Annotated in this window: 15 protein-coding genes; 12 read left to right on the forward strand and 3 right to left on the reverse strand. The window is 50.0% G+C overall.

All coding sequences use genetic code 11. From position 1 onward, the window contains the following. The first annotated feature begins 91 nt into the window (after positions 1-91). From ACRJJO_RS07390 to ACRJJO_RS07410, 5 genes are all read left to right on the forward strand, one after another. Positions 92-1,384, forward strand: coding sequence for an IS4 family transposase (locus ACRJJO_RS07390; protein WP_431065291.1), 1,293 nt, complete (start codon positions 92-94; stop codon positions 1,382-1,384). A gap of 579 nt (positions 1,385-1,963) precedes the next feature. Continuing rightward, positions 1,964-2,323, forward strand: coding sequence for a TraU family protein (locus ACRJJO_RS07395; protein ID WP_431065222.1), 360 nt, complete (start codon positions 1,964-1,966; stop codon positions 2,321-2,323). A gap of 308 nt (positions 2,324-2,631) precedes the next feature. Further along, positions 2,632-2,883: an IS66 family insertion sequence element accessory protein TnpB gene (gene tnpB, locus ACRJJO_RS07400; protein WP_431065223.1), complete on the forward strand. Its 252-nt coding sequence runs from the start codon at positions 2,632-2,634 to the stop codon at positions 2,881-2,883. 117 nt (positions 2,884-3,000) lie between these two features. After that, positions 3,001-3,291, forward strand: a complete 291-nt coding sequence (locus ACRJJO_RS07405; RefSeq protein ID WP_431065224.1) for a hypothetical protein — start codon at positions 3,001-3,003, stop codon at positions 3,289-3,291. Positions 3,292-3,522: 231 nt separating this feature from the next. Then, positions 3,523-4,533, forward strand: a complete 1,011-nt coding sequence (locus tag ACRJJO_RS07410) for a hypothetical protein (RefSeq protein WP_431065225.1) — start codon at positions 3,523-3,525, stop codon at positions 4,531-4,533. A 49-nt stretch (positions 4,534-4,582) separates the two neighbouring features. On the opposite strand, the gene ACRJJO_RS07415 is transcribed toward ACRJJO_RS07410, so the two are convergent. Further along, positions 4,583-6,232: a patatin-like phospholipase family protein gene (locus ACRJJO_RS07415; RefSeq protein WP_431065226.1), complete on the reverse strand. Its 1,650-nt coding sequence runs from the start codon at positions 6,230-6,232 to the stop codon at positions 4,583-4,585. Positions 6,233-7,324: 1,092 nt separating this feature from the next. Between ACRJJO_RS07415 and ACRJJO_RS07420 the strand changes: the two genes are divergently transcribed. Next, positions 7,325-8,308, forward strand: coding sequence for a phosphatidylglycerol lysyltransferase domain-containing protein (locus ACRJJO_RS07420; protein ID WP_431065227.1), 984 nt, complete (start codon positions 7,325-7,327; stop codon positions 8,306-8,308). On the opposite strand, the gene ACRJJO_RS07425 is transcribed toward ACRJJO_RS07420, so the two are convergent. Continuing rightward, positions 8,305-9,102, reverse strand: coding sequence for a dienelactone hydrolase family protein (locus tag ACRJJO_RS07425; RefSeq protein ID WP_431065228.1), 798 nt, complete (start codon positions 9,100-9,102; stop codon positions 8,305-8,307). The genes ACRJJO_RS07420 and ACRJJO_RS07425 overlap by 4 nt on opposite strands. Positions 9,103-10,004: 902 nt before the next feature. Here ACRJJO_RS07425 and ACRJJO_RS07430 point away from each other — a divergent pair. Further along, positions 10,005-11,510 (forward strand): phenylacetate--CoA ligase family protein, encoded by a 1,506-nt coding sequence (locus ACRJJO_RS07430; RefSeq protein ID WP_431065229.1) that lies wholly within the window; start codon positions 10,005-10,007, stop codon positions 11,508-11,510. A 615-nt stretch (positions 11,511-12,125) separates the two neighbouring features. Beyond that, positions 12,126-12,536, forward strand: coding sequence for a CopD family protein (locus tag ACRJJO_RS07435; RefSeq protein WP_431065230.1), 411 nt, complete (start codon positions 12,126-12,128; stop codon positions 12,534-12,536). 33 nt (positions 12,537-12,569) lie between these two features. Here the strand turns inward: ACRJJO_RS07435 and ACRJJO_RS07440 are convergent, their stop codons facing one another. Further along, positions 12,570-13,022, reverse strand: coding sequence for a DUF2231 domain-containing protein (locus ACRJJO_RS07440; protein ID WP_125218815.1), 453 nt, complete (start codon positions 13,020-13,022; stop codon positions 12,570-12,572). Between the two features lie 39 nt (positions 13,023-13,061). Here ACRJJO_RS07440 and coxB point away from each other — a divergent pair, with 39 nt between their 5' ends. The 4 genes from coxB (at position 13,062) to ACRJJO_RS07460 (ending at position 17,634) form a co-directional block, all read left to right on the forward strand. Continuing rightward, positions 13,062-13,763 (forward strand): cytochrome c oxidase subunit II, encoded by a 702-nt coding sequence (gene coxB, locus ACRJJO_RS07445; RefSeq protein WP_431065231.1) that lies wholly within the window; start codon positions 13,062-13,064, stop codon positions 13,761-13,763. After that, on the forward strand, positions 13,750-16,272 hold the full coding sequence (gene ctaD / locus ACRJJO_RS07450; RefSeq protein ID WP_431065232.1) for a cytochrome c oxidase subunit I: 2,523 nt from the start codon (positions 13,750-13,752) through the stop codon (positions 16,270-16,272). The genes coxB and ctaD overlap by 14 nt, the downstream gene beginning before the upstream one ends. Before the next feature lie 97 nt (positions 16,273-16,369). Further along, positions 16,370-16,792: a hypothetical protein gene (locus ACRJJO_RS07455; protein WP_431065233.1), complete on the forward strand. Its 423-nt coding sequence runs from the start codon at positions 16,370-16,372 to the stop codon at positions 16,790-16,792. After that, complete coding sequence (locus ACRJJO_RS07460; RefSeq protein WP_431065234.1) at positions 16,783-17,634, forward strand: cytochrome c oxidase assembly protein; 852 nt, start codon at positions 16,783-16,785, stop codon at positions 17,632-17,634. Before ACRJJO_RS07455 ends, ACRJJO_RS07460 begins: the two co-directional genes overlap by 10 nt. The last annotated feature ends 57 nt before the right edge of the window (positions 17,635-17,691 follow it).

The raw sequence follows: 17,691 nt of genomic DNA on the forward strand, positions 1-17,691 counted from the left end.
TCATTTATGACCAGCACCGCAAACATGGCACAAACATCGCTATGAAAATTCATGCCAACTGTCGTCTTATCTTGAACAATTTCGCCGTTTAATTCCGCAGACGTTAGCCGATGATCAAAAGCAATCGGCTGAGCACTTTACCCGCACACGCAAACTCTCCTTACCCAACCTAATTACCTTGGTATTATCACTGGTCACCAGTGATAAATCCGCTGGCATGGACATCCACTCCGGTGAATTCTTCAAACAAGCGCGGCGAAGCGGTTGTTGGCCTGAGGCGGAAGCCGTGCATCGGAGTGCAGTGACGAAAGCCCGTAGTCGATTACCGTGGTCCGTCTTTACTGATCTATTAGCCGATAGTGTGCAGTTAGCTTATTCGCTTTGGCCGGAGTCGCCGGAATATACGTGGCATGGCATGACGGCGGTGGCTTTTGACGGTTCCAAATATCACTTGCCGGCCTCGCCCGAACTTCGCCAAGCCTTCGATCCCAACAGCGGCTTGACCTATCCCGGCAAAGGCCACTATCCGCAATGTCTGGTCTCGACCGCATTCGATGTCTTTCGACGGTTACCGATCGCTCGCGCGATCAGTCCCTTAGCGGAAGGCAACGAACGCGAGGATGTGAAAGAGCTGCTACCGCAGCTCCCCGATCGTCCTTTGGTCTTATTGTTTGACCGCGGTTATCCCAGCTATGACTTGCTTTACTACTTACGAGATACCTCGCCGGATTCGGCTTTCGTGTTCCGCTGTCCGGCCCAATCGACCTTTAAAGCGGTCGAGAACTTTGTCCAATCCGGGCGTTCAGAGGCCGTCATCTGGTTGGATACGGCCTCGCGGATTCGCCGGAAACGACCGGGCCCCAAAAGCATCAAGCTACGCGCGGTCCGTTTGGAAAGCCCGGACGGCACGCTGTCGGTCTTATTAACCAATCTCACCGATAACCGTCAGTATCCCGCCGACTCGCTGGTCGAACTGTATTTCCGTCGCTGGCGTATTGAAGAACAGTATCGTGATGAAAAATTGCACCTCGACATCGAAACGTTCCACAGTCACAGTGAAAACGGCATAAGACAAGAACTGTTAGCTGTCCTGGTCATGTGCGTGATCAGTCGAACCTTGATTGCCCTGCTCACCGACCCGGATCCCGAGCGCTTATCGACGCCCCAATTTAAAAATGCCGTGCGGGCATTGGCGAGTGAGGTCGTGGTGTTTACCGCAGCTTATCCGGAGATCGCACGCAACGTGTTTCAGGAGCTTTTGGTGGAAATCACGCGCGTTCAGTATTACCATCCGAAGAAGCCCAGGAAGTCCCATCCTCGTGTATCCCGTAAACCCATCAATAAATGGCAGCAGGATAAATCAAAACGGATCGCTGATGCTTAAGTCAACAGCATTGAGGGGCGCCGGTCACTTGAATTATTAATGGTCGCCAATACTGCGAAAAAGAATTTATGGGTCAGTGACTCGTTTTTTGTTAAATCAATAAGCTAGGCTAGTTCGGTTCAGTCCAGTAAAAACCCGAATCGTTACAAACTATTTTTGGTTGTTTTAAACCTATCGCATCTAAATGCGCTAATCGGCCCAATGAGGACCGATAGTTTGGCTTGGAAGGTATTGTATCGATACTACCTTTCAGAATCCTTTCAATTTAAAGATGTTAATTTTTAACCGGGTTTTAACTATTCGACTTGAGTATGCTGTTTGGTGTCGGGTATTCATTTCTAAGACCCAGCACCTAAATTCCATAGCCCATTGGATAGAGTTTAGGAACGAGCATGAAATAACTTCGACAAATGCTGAAAGGGAGGCGGTGGCTCTATTGACAGGCGTCGGCGGCAGGGCAGATTTTTGCTCCTCGGCAATTGCTCCTGCATTGCCCTAATACACGCCATCCATGGCGTAATGCAAAATCTGCATTCATGCCATCCATGGCAATCAGATTCCGCCGTCGAGCCTACATGGATGTATTCACGGCGTCCTGTCAAGCAAGCCACCGAACCGCCGCAAAGCCTACTACGATGGGGTCATGTTTATCCGCGAACCGACTGGACCATCCAGCATTCGCAGCCGAAAGCCACTGTCGTCGTTGCGCAACGGGTCGGCGATATCATCACCCGTAACGGTCAGCCGCATGTTTACCGGAGCATTTTGGGCGAGTCGGTTTTCATCGAAGACAACAAGCTGACCTGGTCGCCGGGCAGTCTGATCGAAAACAGCAACGAAGAGGGTCGGTGGCAACCCACCTGGTCGAAAACGGAGCAATGTTTGGTGTTCGGCGAGAACGATACACTGGCCTCCGAGGCTAGGGATCACTGCCATTAAGTTAAGCCGTTCGTGGTGAGCCTGTCGAACCATGGACGGCTTAACTTATCGACCCAGGATTTTTCCATTCACCCTTCGACAGGCTCAGGGCGAACGGAAAAATCCTTAACTTAATGGCAGCGGAGGCTAGGGAGGCGGCCGAGTGTCGAAGACGGGCGATTACGTCCATGCCTTGTGGGCGACCTTACACCTGTTGCGAAATCGACGACGGAGCGTTGGTCGTCATCGATTTCATGCCGTTTCCGACACCGGTCATTACTCATTAAACACGCGATGACATGTTTAAAACGCGATTACATGGGGGCGTTATGAACCAACGAATTTTTGCCATTGTCGGTCTGCTGCTGTTACTGGACACTAATAAATGCCTGGCGGTCGAGTCGGTCGATATGAGACGGGGTATCGATGGTTTGTCGGCGATTGTGCAACAGCGCTTCAGTCATGCGCCATGCGCTGGGGCAGCGTTGCCCCTCCAAGTTACCGAAGGCAAGCGCAGTGACATCCGGACGATTAGCGGATTCAACAAACGATGCCCTCACCATTCGCCGGCTGGTGAATAAATCACACAAACGGCGTGATTCGATCACCGCCTTTTCCTCCGGAAATCGGGATACTGTACCCAAGTTCAACGAAACGCTTGAACGAACCATACCAACAAGTACCAAGGGGAAACCATCATGAAAACAGTATCTTTAGCAGCAGTCGTTTTAATGTCAATCGTCGCCGGCACAGCCATGGCCGAAGGCTCCAAAATCGAAAAATCCACATTGATCAACGCGTCCAAAAACACGTTGACTAATACTCAGGCGATTGGCCGCAACAGTGCCGCCAGCACCGGCTCAATCAACGTGGTCGGTTCCAGAATCCAAAAGTCCACGGTCATCAATGCCTCGAAAAACACGCTAACCAACACGCAAGCGATAGGCCGCAACTCGGTCGCGAACACCGGTTCGGTCGACATTCGCTAAGAAAGGCAATAGCACAAGGATGTGCGCTATCGGTATAGCAGGTTATAAATAACAGTCTCAAATGCAAAAAATCCCATTATAGTTGCACCTAAATCTCCAGGTATATCTGTAAACGGTCAACAGTATTGATAAACAGAACAGGCTAGAGTATAAATTAACCTTTAAAATAATTAGGAAAAGGCTGTTGAATTTCCTTGCCATTCTGTATTTTACTGACATCGCGGAGTCAAAATGCCTTCTATCAAATCACCTAAGGCCATATTATTGACGTTGTTTTGCGTCGCTTTATTTTCGACTAACGTTTTTGCAGCAGGATCCGCTACCCGTTCGCCAGTGACTCCTCAAGGCGGTGATGAAACAGTAAGTGTGGAAGACGGAGTCGTTATCGACTTTAACCCAACTCGGAATTCGGTCTTTTCGGCAGCTACCGCGTTAAACACTGTTACCAGCGTTCAAGTCGATACTATGCGTGGCGAGATTTACGGATATGCTGAATATGCACTGGATCAAGATTTTGTTTATCCTACGTTAAACGATGTTGAAGGTGCAGGAGCTACAGGAATCCTTACTTTAGATACATTTCTGGTTGAGCCGGTAAATCCTATTTCGCCTACCACCGTAGACATTACTGTTGAGTTGGATGTGCATGGCTCTTTTGTAATCAATAATGGATCGCCGACGCTGTTGCTGTTTAGTGATTTGGCCGCAACCACATTCAATCCAGTTTTACCCTTGGCCGGAAGCATCTTTCAATCCAACCTGAGCTTCATTTCTTCTGTTTTACAGGATGTCAGCAATCCGGTTGAAACAATTTTTGGTAGCTCCGTTTCCCCGTTGGGAGGTGGTCAGAGAGAGGATTACCAAGGATCATCCGCAAATATTTTGGCGGACGAGCTAAATAATCTTAGCGCTGTACTCAGGTTGACTTTTCCGTTGGAGATTGGCGACTCTTTACTCATATCCGCAGTGGTGGCCGGAAGCGCCGGCCCGGAACCGGACGCCGAGAATAACGATGCCGACGTGACCACTGATATTTCCGTGTTAAGTTCCGCTGGCGCTGTTGATTTTTCAAATACTGCAAAACTCCGTATTTTTCTGCCGGAAGGTTATTCATTGGGTGGCGACGACCCATTGCTGAATAATATTGTTTTTACCGCTCCTATACCCTTGCCTGCTGCGTTCTGGTTAATGGCCAGCTGTGTTGTCATGCTTTTCCCCTTTAGCCGTAAAAGAGCGTCTTGACGAAAATATTGGGGCGATGGCCATACCTTCATGATCGTTAGGATAAAAACTACAAAGCCTCATCGAGCCGCTTCTCCACCAATGATAATGGCGTTTCGTTGAACGTCTGCCAATCCTCATTTAAGCGTTCCCAAAACACTCGCGCATCATCTGGAAATTGCTCGGGATCTTCTCCAAAATTGCGCACGATAAACTTCATTAAGTTATAACACAGTGTCGCTTGTCCTGATGCGACCAATGATTGCAACTGATCCGGCTTATCGAACCATAAGGTCGTTTTCATATTGGCCGCAATATCGGTAATTCGCTGAAGTTCGGCACTAGGCTCAGGCACACCGGCTCTAAGTAACTCCTCGTTAAATTTCCGACCGGTTTTAAGATGATCGATCAAGTTCGAAATGCGGCGAAGACCGTACATTTCATCGAGAATCTTATTGATCGGCGCTCTAAAATCGCCATATACCAACCCGTAAACCAGACCGCGCACCCGTTTCATAAAGACCGAGCCGGCCATCGCAAATAGCGATCCGATTCTCAGACTGATCATATCCTCGATCTCGTCGACGCTGAGATGTTTGATATCTTTCCAAGCGGCACGCCCAATCATTGGAATTTTGTCCAATTCTTCCACAATCCGCCCCCTCAGCCAAAGCAAGGCATAGGTTGCAACCGCAACCAAGCCTGCGGGCAGCACAAATAGAAAAAAGTTATACCAACTAAAACCTTGCACAAAAAGATTGATCAACAACATCGACAAACTAATCGTCAACAAGACAATAAAGACGATGCTTAAACCAGCCAATGTATTCAAGGTAAGGCCTTTACGATTCTTGTCCCTTTTCGGATACCGATAAAGATCGGCACTTTGTTGATCGACATCCGAAATAATAAACATCGACAAATCTTCGTTGTCAAAACTACTGTTGCGAACATCGGCTAATAACAAGCTTTGTAGTCCCTGATTGTCGTAAACGCCGCCATCCATTAATGCAATCGGGCCATTTACAAACTGTTGTCGCAATGTCTCGGGAACGTGCCCTTCCGGCCAGACGAAATCGTCCGGAAAGGCCATCGGCTCGAAGCCGCCTGGAAAACAGGAGGATGCCGCGACGATATCGGCCATGCGAATTTTCGCTGCATCATTTTTGTTGATTCTGATTTTGTAATTGCCGATAAAGGCTTTCGGATTGGTTCGACGCTGAAAACGGAAGGCCAGGCCGTGACGGAATTCGGTCGCATTGAAAACAGTATCGCCTAATGCGATATTGCTGTTTAGAATATCTCCAAATAAATAAGGAGCTCCGTCGGCTTTTTGCAAAAACGTTTCGGCATAGACCTGAGCCATCGCTGTGATCATATCCTTGCGCTCTACTTTCCCGCCGAACCGGTTTTCGGCCAATTTTTCCAAACCGAGCCGCAGCAAATCGGTATTGTTTAAAAAATAGTAATACTCACTAAAAAATTCAGGAAAGGTTTGTCCTTCGACCTGAGACAATGCATATTTGACTCCTGTAAACGTCCCGCCCGACACAGTTGAAATTTTACAAATCTTATCTTGTAAGCCGATATGCTCGAGATAATCCAAGGCTCCCAAATGAAAAGCCGCCGCACGGTAACCACCGCCGGACAAAGCCAAACCGATCGACTTGTACCATTGCCCTGCTTCATAGTTTTGTTTTTTGCCGGAATCATTTGTCATTGCCGCTTCCCCATGAATTTAAATAATTGTAGTGTTTCAGTACTCACTATCGCAAAGCTTTAGCTTATTAATTCTGGAATAATTTTGCCTCTCCATGGCGATTAGCTTTGCCGTTAGTATTTCAAGGATGTACTCTTACACCTTTTAGAAGTCAATAGTCTAAGGCAAAATCAACAGCAATCCGCTAAATAAACCTATCGCTAGGTAACGGTGTCCGCTTTTTAAATATTAAAGTCCTCGGGTCACCCTTTATTTACATGATGATAAGGTTAAATAATCAACAGGAAGGACCTTTCGTACTTTAAATTTCGACAATGCCTAAGGAGGCGCCGGCGGGACTCGACAGAGGCTTTTCCAGCATGGATGCTGGCATAGAGCCGGGTACTTTCAATGAAAAATAAGGCTATGTTCGCGTTAGTAGTTTAAACAGTTCTCTTTCCTACTAAATAAACCATTTAGGAAATAGTCAATGATTGCTTTTTGATACACTGAGCGTGGAAGAGGGTACGATTACTCGCTTGACAGGACGCCGTGAACCCAGCGCCTAAATCCAGCACCTAAATTCCATAGGTTTTTGGCAATGATTCAAAATCATGGCTTATTTAGGTGCTGGATGAATTATCCAAGACAATTAATCCTAGCCAATGGGCTATGGAATTTAGGTGCTGGGTAAATGCAGATTTTGCATTACGCCATGGATGGCGTGTATTAGGGCACCAACAGTAGGCGCTTTAGGCGATGCAGGAGCAATTGCCGAGAAGCAAAAATCTACCCCGCCGCCGACACCTGTCAATCGAGCAACCGAACCCTCCTTTCAACTATTGGCGCGATATTGAAAAAAGGAAAGTTATTTAGAGTTGTATCCTGGGGTTTCATGTTGGCTTTAAGTTCAAAAGTATCAACTATTAACGCGAACATAGCCAAAAATAAAGTAGACTATTACTACTATATGATTCACTGAATATTTCAACGTGCCAATGTGTATAGTCAAGTTTGTCACAGACACATCTAATTGAGAGGGATTGCAATGACGAACTAAGTTTATGCCACCTCATTTCCTTCCATGTCGCTATCAAGATTTAATATCAACCTATGACTAAGCCGCTTTTAACCACCGTAGACTTAGTCCGGCAGTACGGCGGCCCAGTGTCGCACGCTGCCCTAGATCCCTTACGCAGCACTTTCCGTACTCCGGGTATTGACGGGTTGATCAGCTTTCTGCTTGTGCGAAGGTGTGCCGTTGTGTTTGGTGATCCAATTTGCGCGACCGAAGATAAACCTCGCTTGACCGGCGCCTTTGCCAGCTATTGCGCTGGTAAGGGTTGGTCTATTCTGTTTGTCGCGGTAACAGCGGATTTGCAAGTCTATGCCCGTGATCGGGGATATGCATCGATGGAATTTGCCAGTCTGCTTATGACCGATCCGCAGAACGATCCTGAAGCAGGCCCGCAGGGTCGCCATCTGCGCCAGCACCTCAATCATACGAGGCGGACGGGGGTAACGGTACGCGAGCATCAGGGGGAGATAGACGCCCAGATGGAAGCCCAAACACAGGCAGCTTGCGACGCTTGGCTGGATGACCGGCGTGGGCCGCAAATGTATTTGGGCCGACCCAGGCTTTTCGATGATAAGGTGGGCCGCCGCTGGTTCCTTGGCGAACAGGCCGGCAAGGTAGTCGGTTTTCTCTCCATGCTATGGGTTGGAGGTTTGGAGAGTCAATATCTAATCAATATCGGGTTTTCTGCTCCCAATGCCCCATTGCACACCAACGAACTTATGATAGTTACAGCTCTGCAGGCACTTCGGGAAGAAGGTGTCGATTCAGTCTGCCTGGGGGTTGGGCCGCTGGAGGCACTGGGGCGGATTGAGGGTTGCGGCGCCATCGTTGAGTTTCTGTCTCGCAGGCTTTACCGCTTGGCCGCTAAGCTAATGCATCAGCACGGTAAAACGGTGTTCTGGGAAAAATTCGGGATAACGAAAAGGGAACCTTTGTACCTGATTTTCCAATCGTCTCGCCTCAGGCCGACCGAACTTTATGCCTTGTTACGGGCCTTTAATTTTTCTGTGACGGGTTAAGCCTTTGCTACGCGAAACCTGGCGTGCACGGAAGTCACCTTTGGCAAAACCGGTCCGCCCTGGAGGTGCTGGAGGAAAAAACCAACGGTAGCGCGCCTTGCCGTGATGCGCACTTGGCGCGAATCCGCCGTGCCGCTACGGCATATGCCATAGCCGAATCTGTCTGGCTGATCCAGCATCTGCACATGGTCAGCATCTTTTAGCTCCAGTTCAATGGTTCCAGCCGGCGCCTGCTCGAAGAAACGCAGATAATTAGTCGCCAGCGGAGCGCAGACGCTGGAAGCCTGCCAGCCGACTTCCGCACCGATCAGCAGCAAGGGGGCCTTCAAGCTGGCAAGCAGACCGTGTACCACCGAAACGTTACCGTTATCGTCGGGGTCGATGGCCACTACGCTGGCAAATCCACCATACTTTGCAGCGGCCATTATCGCATTCTTACCACCCATCGAATGACCAGCGATGCCGATTTTCCTCGAATCGACCCCCTGATCCTGGATTAGCCAATCGGCTATGACTTTCGCATCATGGGCCAGTTCGAGGTCGCTTCTGAAAAGCGAATACCAACTCCGCACGGCCACGACAAACCCACGGGAGGCCAGCGCACGGGCGTAGCTTTCATACTGGTCGTCCGTGGCCATGCGGCCCGGCAAGAAGACAATAGCGGGTGCCGGTGTCTGAGGAGGACTCTTAGGTTTATAAAGCACGACTTCCAAGCTTTCGTCTTGAATCGGAACTTCTAAGCGCGCGGCATGTACCCGCTGCTGGCCGGGGCCGGCCAAGTCGCCATTTGACATGCCTCTGACATCATTTGCAAGTCTATCGAATGGCAGTTGTTTCAGGAAACCACTGCAACTAATCTCAAATATAAGTAGACTCGTTAAAAGGATAGCGCGGGAGACAGATCGATATTTTCGCATTACTGAGGAATAACTTATGAATACATATTATAAAGAGGAAAGAAACACACGAATAAGCCATGTTATAACCATCGTAGATCAAAGTTCGGCGCCGGGGTGCCCGTCAAAGGATGCCGTGAACCAGCGCCTCCTAAGGCATTGCCGAAATTTGAAGTGCGAAAGGTATACTTAAATATCCAAGCAAAGACATCATGGAAGATTTCATCAATAATATTTTTTCCTATTCCCTTTATACTCAAAAATTAGTTAACTTTATGAAGGTATGGGGTGTGGCTAGCGAGGATGTCGGCAGCAGGGATTGCTGCCGTCAAGCCCCCATGGATGGGTTCACGGCGGTCCTCGATAGACGCATCCCATGCCTTATATTTTTAGACGGTTATTCAATCAAAAGGGAGTACTCATTAACTATGACATTCAACATAGCTAAAAATTCCCGTTAGCTTTTTGGACGCAATGAAATACCGAGTTCGTCAAGTTGTTCGACTTTAATTGCGGAAGGTGTATCTGTCCTGGTGTCGCGGCCCGATTTATTCTTTGGAAATGCAATAACATCCCTAATCGAATCAGCGCCTGTAAACAGTGCACATAGCCTAGTTAGACTGGTATCTTCTCCATCCAGCAACGGTTTAAGAGAAGCTCTGCTGGTGTGCATTAACAAGTACTCATTGGTTCGAAAAAACAATTATTTTGTCGACTATTATTAGCTATTTAATTGTCCGTCGCAAAGAGCGAGAAGCATGACAATAAATCTTCTTAAACAAAAATGTTAGGAAATCGCCATGTCCAACCCGTTAAAGCCCTCTAACGACGCCCTATTTAATCGCTTTTTCAATACCCCTTTAGATGAATTGCTGACGGATCATAAGGATATCGACGCACAAGAGCGCGTACTGAAATTGTTTCAACGCTGTGCGGCTGAAGTCCCCGCTTATCGTCATTTTCTCGACTCGCGGCAAATCAATCCGGGCGACATAACAACTTATCAACAATTCAGCGATTTGCCGCTGATGGGCAAAAGCGATTATATGCAGTCGTACCCTTTACCGGATCGCTGCTTGGGAGGAACCCTGGCGGGATCTGACCGTGTGGCGGTATCTTCCGGATCTACCGGCCGGCCGACTTTCTGGCCTCGCTCCGCCGCTTACGAACTGGATGTGGCGCTACGCTTCGAGCAAGTTTTTCGCGACAGTTTCCGCGCGCACGAAAAACGTACCCTGGCAATCGTTTGTTTTGCCCTGGGCAATTGGGTCGGCGGTTTGTTTACGACCTCCTGTTGCTGGCACCTAGCCCGAAAAGGTTATCCGTTGATGGTGGCGACGCCGGGCAATAACAAAGCCGAGATTTTTCGAGTAGTCCGAGAGCTAGCGCCGCATTTCGAGCAAACGGTTTTGTTGGGTTATCCGCCATTCGTCAAAGACGTAATCGATGCCGGCAGTGCCGAAGGCATAAACTGGCACACCTACCGACCTAAATTGGTATTTGCCGGTGAAGTATTCAGCGAGGAATGGCGTGAATTGATCGGCAAGCGCACCGGCTCGACCGCGCCGTATTTCGATTCGGCTTCCTTGTACGGTACTGCGGATGGAGGCGTACTGGGTAACGAAACCCCGGTGAGCATAGCGATTCGCCGCTGGTTGGCCAAGCATCCTACTGCCGCGCGTCAATTATTCGGCGAATCGCGCTTACCGACGTTGGTACAGTATGATCCAAGCAGCCGGTTTTTCGAAACGCATGAAGGGACTTTAGTCGTATCCGGTGAAAATAGCGTTCCTCTAATACGCTATCATATCGCCGACAAGGGAGGATTGATCCCATACGATACGATGTGGGCATTCCTCGAATCGCAAGGCATGAGTTCTTCAAGCGGATTGGGGCTGCCGAAGGATTTTCAGCCGCGAAAATTGCCATTCGTTTTTGTGTTCGGTCGTGCCGACTTTACCGTATCCTATTACGGCGCCAATATTTATCCCGAAAATGTATCGGTCGGTTTGGAAAAACCCGACATCATGCGTTTGGTCACCGGTAAATTCGTTTTGGAAACGCAAGAAACCAGTGAGGGAAATAAGGTTTTGCATATTGCCCTAGAATTATTACCCGACATCAAGGCGACCGAAGCCATGGCGCCGACGATCGCGGAATCGATTCGTCGGGAGTTATTACGCCTGAACAGCGAATTCGCTCATTACACACCACCGGAAAGACAGCTGCCCAAACTAACTTTACATGTCTTTGCCGATCCCGACTATTTTCCCGCAGGCGTGAAACATCGTTATACGCGAAACTAATTGCATATCTCTTGCGTAATTATTCACATCCCCTTATCTTTCCCATGCGGAGCGCTCATCGTTATACATAAATTGTAGGGCACGCTGCGCGTACTAAAGCCGTGCCCTAGAGGTTCGGTTGGCACATGAACATCGCGGGGTTACCATGGTACGCACAGCGTACCCTACGCGGATCACCTGGCGTTAGGTGTGGGATCGGACGCCCAGGCGTCTCCTCTGGCTCTGCCGAAACTTGAAGTTATGCTGTTACCCAAGCTCCAGCTTGGGTAACCTGTTCAGGAAGCTCTGGCTTCCCGACAATCAAGAAAAATTAAACGAGCGAGTCGAGGTTGATTGAGAATGTGCGAGGGTTGTGTCGGTCTCAGGAAGCTGGAGCTTCTGGAGTGTTTTTCCCAAGCTGGAGCTTGGGAAAGAGCGTGATGTGGGTTGGCCGTTTTTTTCGCTTGACGCGGATGACTTACGAAACCCGTCCTGCTAGGGAATTGCTGATCTTTGGGCTTTAGCTGAAGAAACTTGCTAATCAGGAAGGACTTTGAATTTACGCCCTTGATATTTGAAAATTGACTAACTTTATGAAGGTGTTAGGAAAAACTTCAAACCTAAAAGGGGAACAATATGCTTTGGCTTTTGCTGTTACTGTTACACATAGCGGCTGTGATCTGTTGGTGCGGTTCATTGCTTTATCTGCCCGCGCTGATTACAGGTGTTTTTTCCGATCATGAAGAACAAAGTCATCAGGCCTTGACGTTCCAGATCTTTACTGGGGTAGCGACGCCAGCTGCTTTGACCGCAATCGTTTCCGGTACGGCCTTATTTCTGACGGGCGGCATTATCGACCGGTGGCTCATTTTAAAGCTTACGCTAGTCCTGACATTAGTATTGTGTCATGCTCTTTCCGGCTGGATTTTAATTCGCACAGAGCACGCGCCCGATAAAAACTTAACCCTGCCGTGCATAGCGATCGGAATTACGGCGGCGATATCGATTCCGGCAATCGTTTGGATTGTGCTAACCAAGCCTTTTTAGGAGTTAACAGTGAGATATCTCAAGGTGACTGTATCAAGGTTCGGAATGAACTCCGACGCCATGTCCATAAACCAGTTGCCCGCCCAACATGCTGGTAACGGCAATCAGCGCAGCCGTCAGCAGCGAAATATACAAATACCAAGGATCGAAGCCGCTTTCGTCATGAAAGCGCAATGCCCAATTGAACGAAGCCAGCGCCAGCGTCATCACGGCCAGCAGCGCATGGATCCATGCGATCGGCAAATTTCGGATGCGCGGAACGAGCACCAGGTCGATGAAGCCCGCCAGCCCGGCAAACCAGCCGCCGAGACTGCCAAGACCCGACAACCACAAACCGACTCGAATCCAGAATGGGTCGGCCGTATAAAGATACGCCAAATCGGCGCCTACCAAGCCGAGCAAAAAGGCTACCGGGAAATGAATCAACATCGGGTGGATCGGATGTCCGCCGATAGACATGCGGCTGATGATGGGGTCTCGCGCCATAACGCTCTCCTCTCGCGGTTAAAGTCGGAATTATCAACGATGATGCCAAGTTTAACCTTACCCTCGTTAATTATCACGCTGAGTTTACTGAGCGGCTGCAGCGGCCCTCAATCCATATTAAATCCCGCCGGCCCTTCGGCTCTTGCCGTAAGCAGATTGTGGTGGGGTATGTTCGGTTTTTCGGTTGCGGTATTGCTGGCCGTCATGGCTTTATGGATTTATGCGATGCGGCGCAACCCGCGATCGCTTACCGAAGCGCAAGCCGATAGAATCAATCGAAACTGGATCATCGGCGGCGGACTGGTGCTGCCTATCGTCGGCATCGTAGCGCTGCTAAGCTTCGGCATTCCGATGGGTTATCGCATGCTGCCGTTGCCTGTTGCCGGACAGTCGGTGCCGCGTATCGATGTTATCGGACACCAATGGTGGTGGGAGGTTCGCTATCCCGATACCGATATCGTGCTGATAAACGAACTGCACTTGCCGGCCGGGACGCCGGTCGATATCCATGTGACCAGCTCCGATGTCATTCATTCGTTTTGGGTGCCGAGGTTGGCCGGTAAGATCGATATGATTCCGGACCGCACCAACGTCTTGCGGATCGAAGCAGATGCGCCGGGGCAATTCTTAGGGAAGTGCGCGGAATTTTGCGGAGTGGGCCACGCCCATATGATGCTGGAGGTTCAGGTTCACACGCCTGAAGATTTTGAGTCGTGGCTGGAGACATATGAATACGAATAACGAAACCCGAAAGGCCGAGGCCGCTCTGCACGACGAATTTCTCAAGGTCTGGGGCAATCCGCGCGGCTGGCGCGCCTTGACTATCGTTAACCATACGACGGTCGGCATTCGCTTCATGATCACGGGCGGCATCTTCTTTCTGATCGGCGGATTGCTCGCGATGCTGATGCGCACGCAACTGGCGCTGCCCGAACAGGAGATCATCGAACCGAAACTCTATGATCAGTTGTTTACGATGCATGGAACGGTCATGATGTTCCTGTTCGCGGTACCGGTGCTCGAGGGTCTGGCGATGTATTTGATCCCGAAAATGATCGGCGCACGTGATTTGGTGTTTCCGCGTCTCAGCGCTTTCGGTTACTGGTGCTATCTGTTCGGCAGTCTGATTTTGATGTCGAGCTTGGTATTGGGTATCGCGCCGGCGGGCGGCTGGTTCATGTACACGCCGTTAACCAATGAGGTTTACTCACCGGGGCCGAACGTTGATTTCTGGCTGCTCGGCATCACGTTTATCGAAATCTCGGCAGTATCGGCCGGCATCGAACTAACCGTGTCGATTTTGCGCACACGCACATCCGGCATGGCATTGCTGCATATGCCACTCTTTTGCTGGTACATTCTGGTCATGGCGCTGATGATCGTGTTCGGCTTTCCGCCACTGATTCTAGGCAGCATCCTGTTGGAACTGGAGCGCGCTGCCGGCATGCCGTTCTTCGATGTCGCACGAGGCGGCGACCCGATTCTCTGGCAACATCTGTTCTGGCTGTTCGGTCATCCCGAAGTCTATATTATCTTCTTACCGGCCGCGGGAATCGTTTCGACCCTGCTGCCGGTGTTCTCGCGCCAACCCATCGTCGGCTATCGATGGATCGTGCTGGCAATTATCGCGACAGGATTCATAAGTTTCGGTTTATGGGTACATCACATGTTTACGGTCGGAATTCCGCAGTTGGCGCAGGCGTTTTTCTCGATGGCCAGCATGCTGGTGGCGATTCCTACCGGCATTCAGTTGTTCGCCTGGCTGGCGACATTGTGGACTGGGAGGCCCGTTTATCATGTGCCGATGCTATGGCTGGTCGGCTTTTTATTTATTTTCATGATAGGCGGTTTGACCGGGGTCATGTTGGCCTTAGTGCCGTTTAACTGGCAAGTGCATGACACGCATTTCGTCGTCGCGCATTTGCATTATGTGATGGTCGGCGGCATTATCTTTCCTTTGCTGGCGGGTCTTTATTACTGGTTGCCGCATTTCTCGGGGCGAATGCCGTCGGACAAACTCGCGCGCTGGGGCTTCTGGCTGACGTTTGTCGGCTTTAACACGACATTTTTGGTGATGCATCTGACCGGACTGCTCGGTATGCCGAGACGCGTTTACACTTATCCGGCCGGATTGGGCTGGGAACTGCCCAACAGCATATCGTCTGTGGGCGGTTTTATCATGGCTATGGGTATCGCGATGGTTCTGCTCGATATCGTATTGCATTTCCGCTTCGGTCGCCTTGCCTGTACCAATCCCTGGCAGGCCGACACGCTCGAATGGGCGACCGATACGCCGCCCCAACCCTATAATTTCATCAGCTTGCCGGACTGTTCGACGCGGCATCCGATGTGGGACCAGCCGGATCTGCAAGCAACCATAGCCGAAGGACATCACCGCTTATCCGAAATCGATCATGGCAGACGCGAAACCTGGGGCTCAGATCCGGTTTCCGGCGCTATTCGAGAAATCATTCATTTGCCCGGTAATTCCTGGCTGCCTTTTTACTCGGCTTTGGCGTTATCCGGCTTATGTATCAGTCTTTTGATCCGCAATTATAGCATGGCATTGATCGCGATGACGGTCAGCCTAGTGTTACTACTAAGCTGGTCTTGGAAAAACGGTGCCTTTCTTGAAGAGGATTCCGATTCTGCCGCGAAACCCGGCTATCCGCAACTGCATTCGCGCACTTTCAATGGCCCCGGTTTGTGGGGCATGGTCGTAACGCTGCTGGCCGACGGTGCGCTATTTTTGTCCATACTTTTCGGTTGGCTCTATTTGCGGATCGTAGCGCCGAACTGGCAGGCACCTGAAACGGTGCCGCTGGCTTGGCAGCCGTTGCTGATTAGCGGTGTATTGCTCACAATCGCAACATTTTGGCATCATTTTATCGTTCTACGCTTACGCGAGGATAGGGATGATCATCTGCAAGGACAATTGTGGTCGATAGCGGCGGTCGGTTTGGTTCATTGTGGCGTACTAATCTGGACCTGGTCGGCTTCGTCACTGCTTGCAACACAAACAGCCCATGATGCCGTGATCGCGGTGATACTGATGTATCAATTGTTTCACAGCGGACTCGCCGTGATCATGACGACACTGCAAGCTATGCGCGTTGCATACGGCTATGTCGGCAAGGCGGCGCCCTATGAAATAGCCGTCGTGAAACCCTGGTGGCTTTATACGACCGCCGTATATTGGCTAAGCTTCATGGCCGTCATCATGCTGCCTATTGTTTGGAGAAGCGCCTGATGTTGTCGACGTATACTTCGCGCGGTCATGTTTTCGGCTTTTATGGCAATGCTATTTTGTTCGGTAGCAAGGCGCAAAAACAGGCGCATAGCAAGCTATGAAACTGTTTTCGCAACGCAGCTACCGGACAAAAGAGCGCGTCAGAAAACCGAAAATGTGGCCGCGCGAAGCATTATTATACCATCCAATGCAACTGGCTTTCGGACTAACGGTCTGGATACTTTGGTTTATCGTGAAGTACGGGGCCTTGGCATTTTTCTGCGAACAAGCACCGCCTCCTATCGAACAAGGGGCTTTCACATGGATCAATGCAACGCTGTTGATCGGTTCCCTAGCCGTAACCGCTTTGTTGTTGTTTTGGGCGAATAATTGTTGGCGCGCGGCGCGTTCCGGCAACAATGATGCCGATTCCGAAATCAATGCGTTTATCGCCGTGCTGGGTGCCGGTGTCAATCTATTGGGCGCCGTCGTGACGCTTAGCCAAGGGCTCATGTCGCTGCTATTACCGCCATGTTTATAAGGCTCGCGTTATTGCTGGCAGTCTCGGCTTTGCCAATTGATATTGCAGAGGCGCATGGCTGGGGCGAGGATGCTACTGAAGCACGGTTATCGGCCATGCTCGGTGGACTGTTGCCGACAGCTCTTTGGTTGATCTATGTTATCGGAGCTGGCCGCATCCGGCCTACCAAAAATCGCCGGCTGCTGTTTCATGGAGCTAGTCTTATTGCTGTCATGACGATGTTAGGCAATACGGACGGGTGGTTCGATAAAAGTTCCTCGGCTCTGCACATGGTTCAACACATGCTGATACTGGTCGTTATCGCCCCGCTGTATGTAATGGCTCGTCCTTTACCGCAATGGCTTGCCGCAAGCGGAAGAATCGGCATTCGGCTGTGGAAGCCTTTTTTAAGACTAAGCCGTCATCCGTTGCGGACCGGCATCCTGCAAAGTCTTGTGATTTGGTTTTGGCATACGCCGGTTTTTTATAATCTGACGCTGGCGAATCCCTGGTGGCATCTTGCCGAGCACTTAAGTTTCGCACTCGCCTCCGGCTTATTTTGGTGGTCGATTTTGTTAAGGCGCATCTTAACCGTCTTTCCGGCTTTAGTATTGACGCTAATGAGCACAGGCATGCTCGGAGCCTTGCTGACTTTCGCGCAAACCCCGTTCTACGACGATTTGCTCAACCTTCAAGATCAACAATTGACCGGTTTGATCATGTGGGTGCCGGGCGGTCTGCCTTATCTTGTTGCGGGTGGCTGGTGCTGTCTGCGCTTGTTTTCGGGTGAGTATACTCAGTCTTCCAAGCACAGCTTGGGGCCGACCCGTCGGCAAAGAATAGAAAAATTAGGAACCGATTAGGAATTTGTTAGTCACAAAAAAATTAGAGTTTCTCTTTAAAATTAACCCAGCTTTAAT

The sequence above is a fragment of the Methylotuvimicrobium sp. genome (assembly GCF_050611805.1).
In the GTDB taxonomy this organism is placed as follows: domain Bacteria; phylum Pseudomonadota; class Gammaproteobacteria; order Methylococcales; family Methylomonadaceae; genus Methylotuvimicrobium.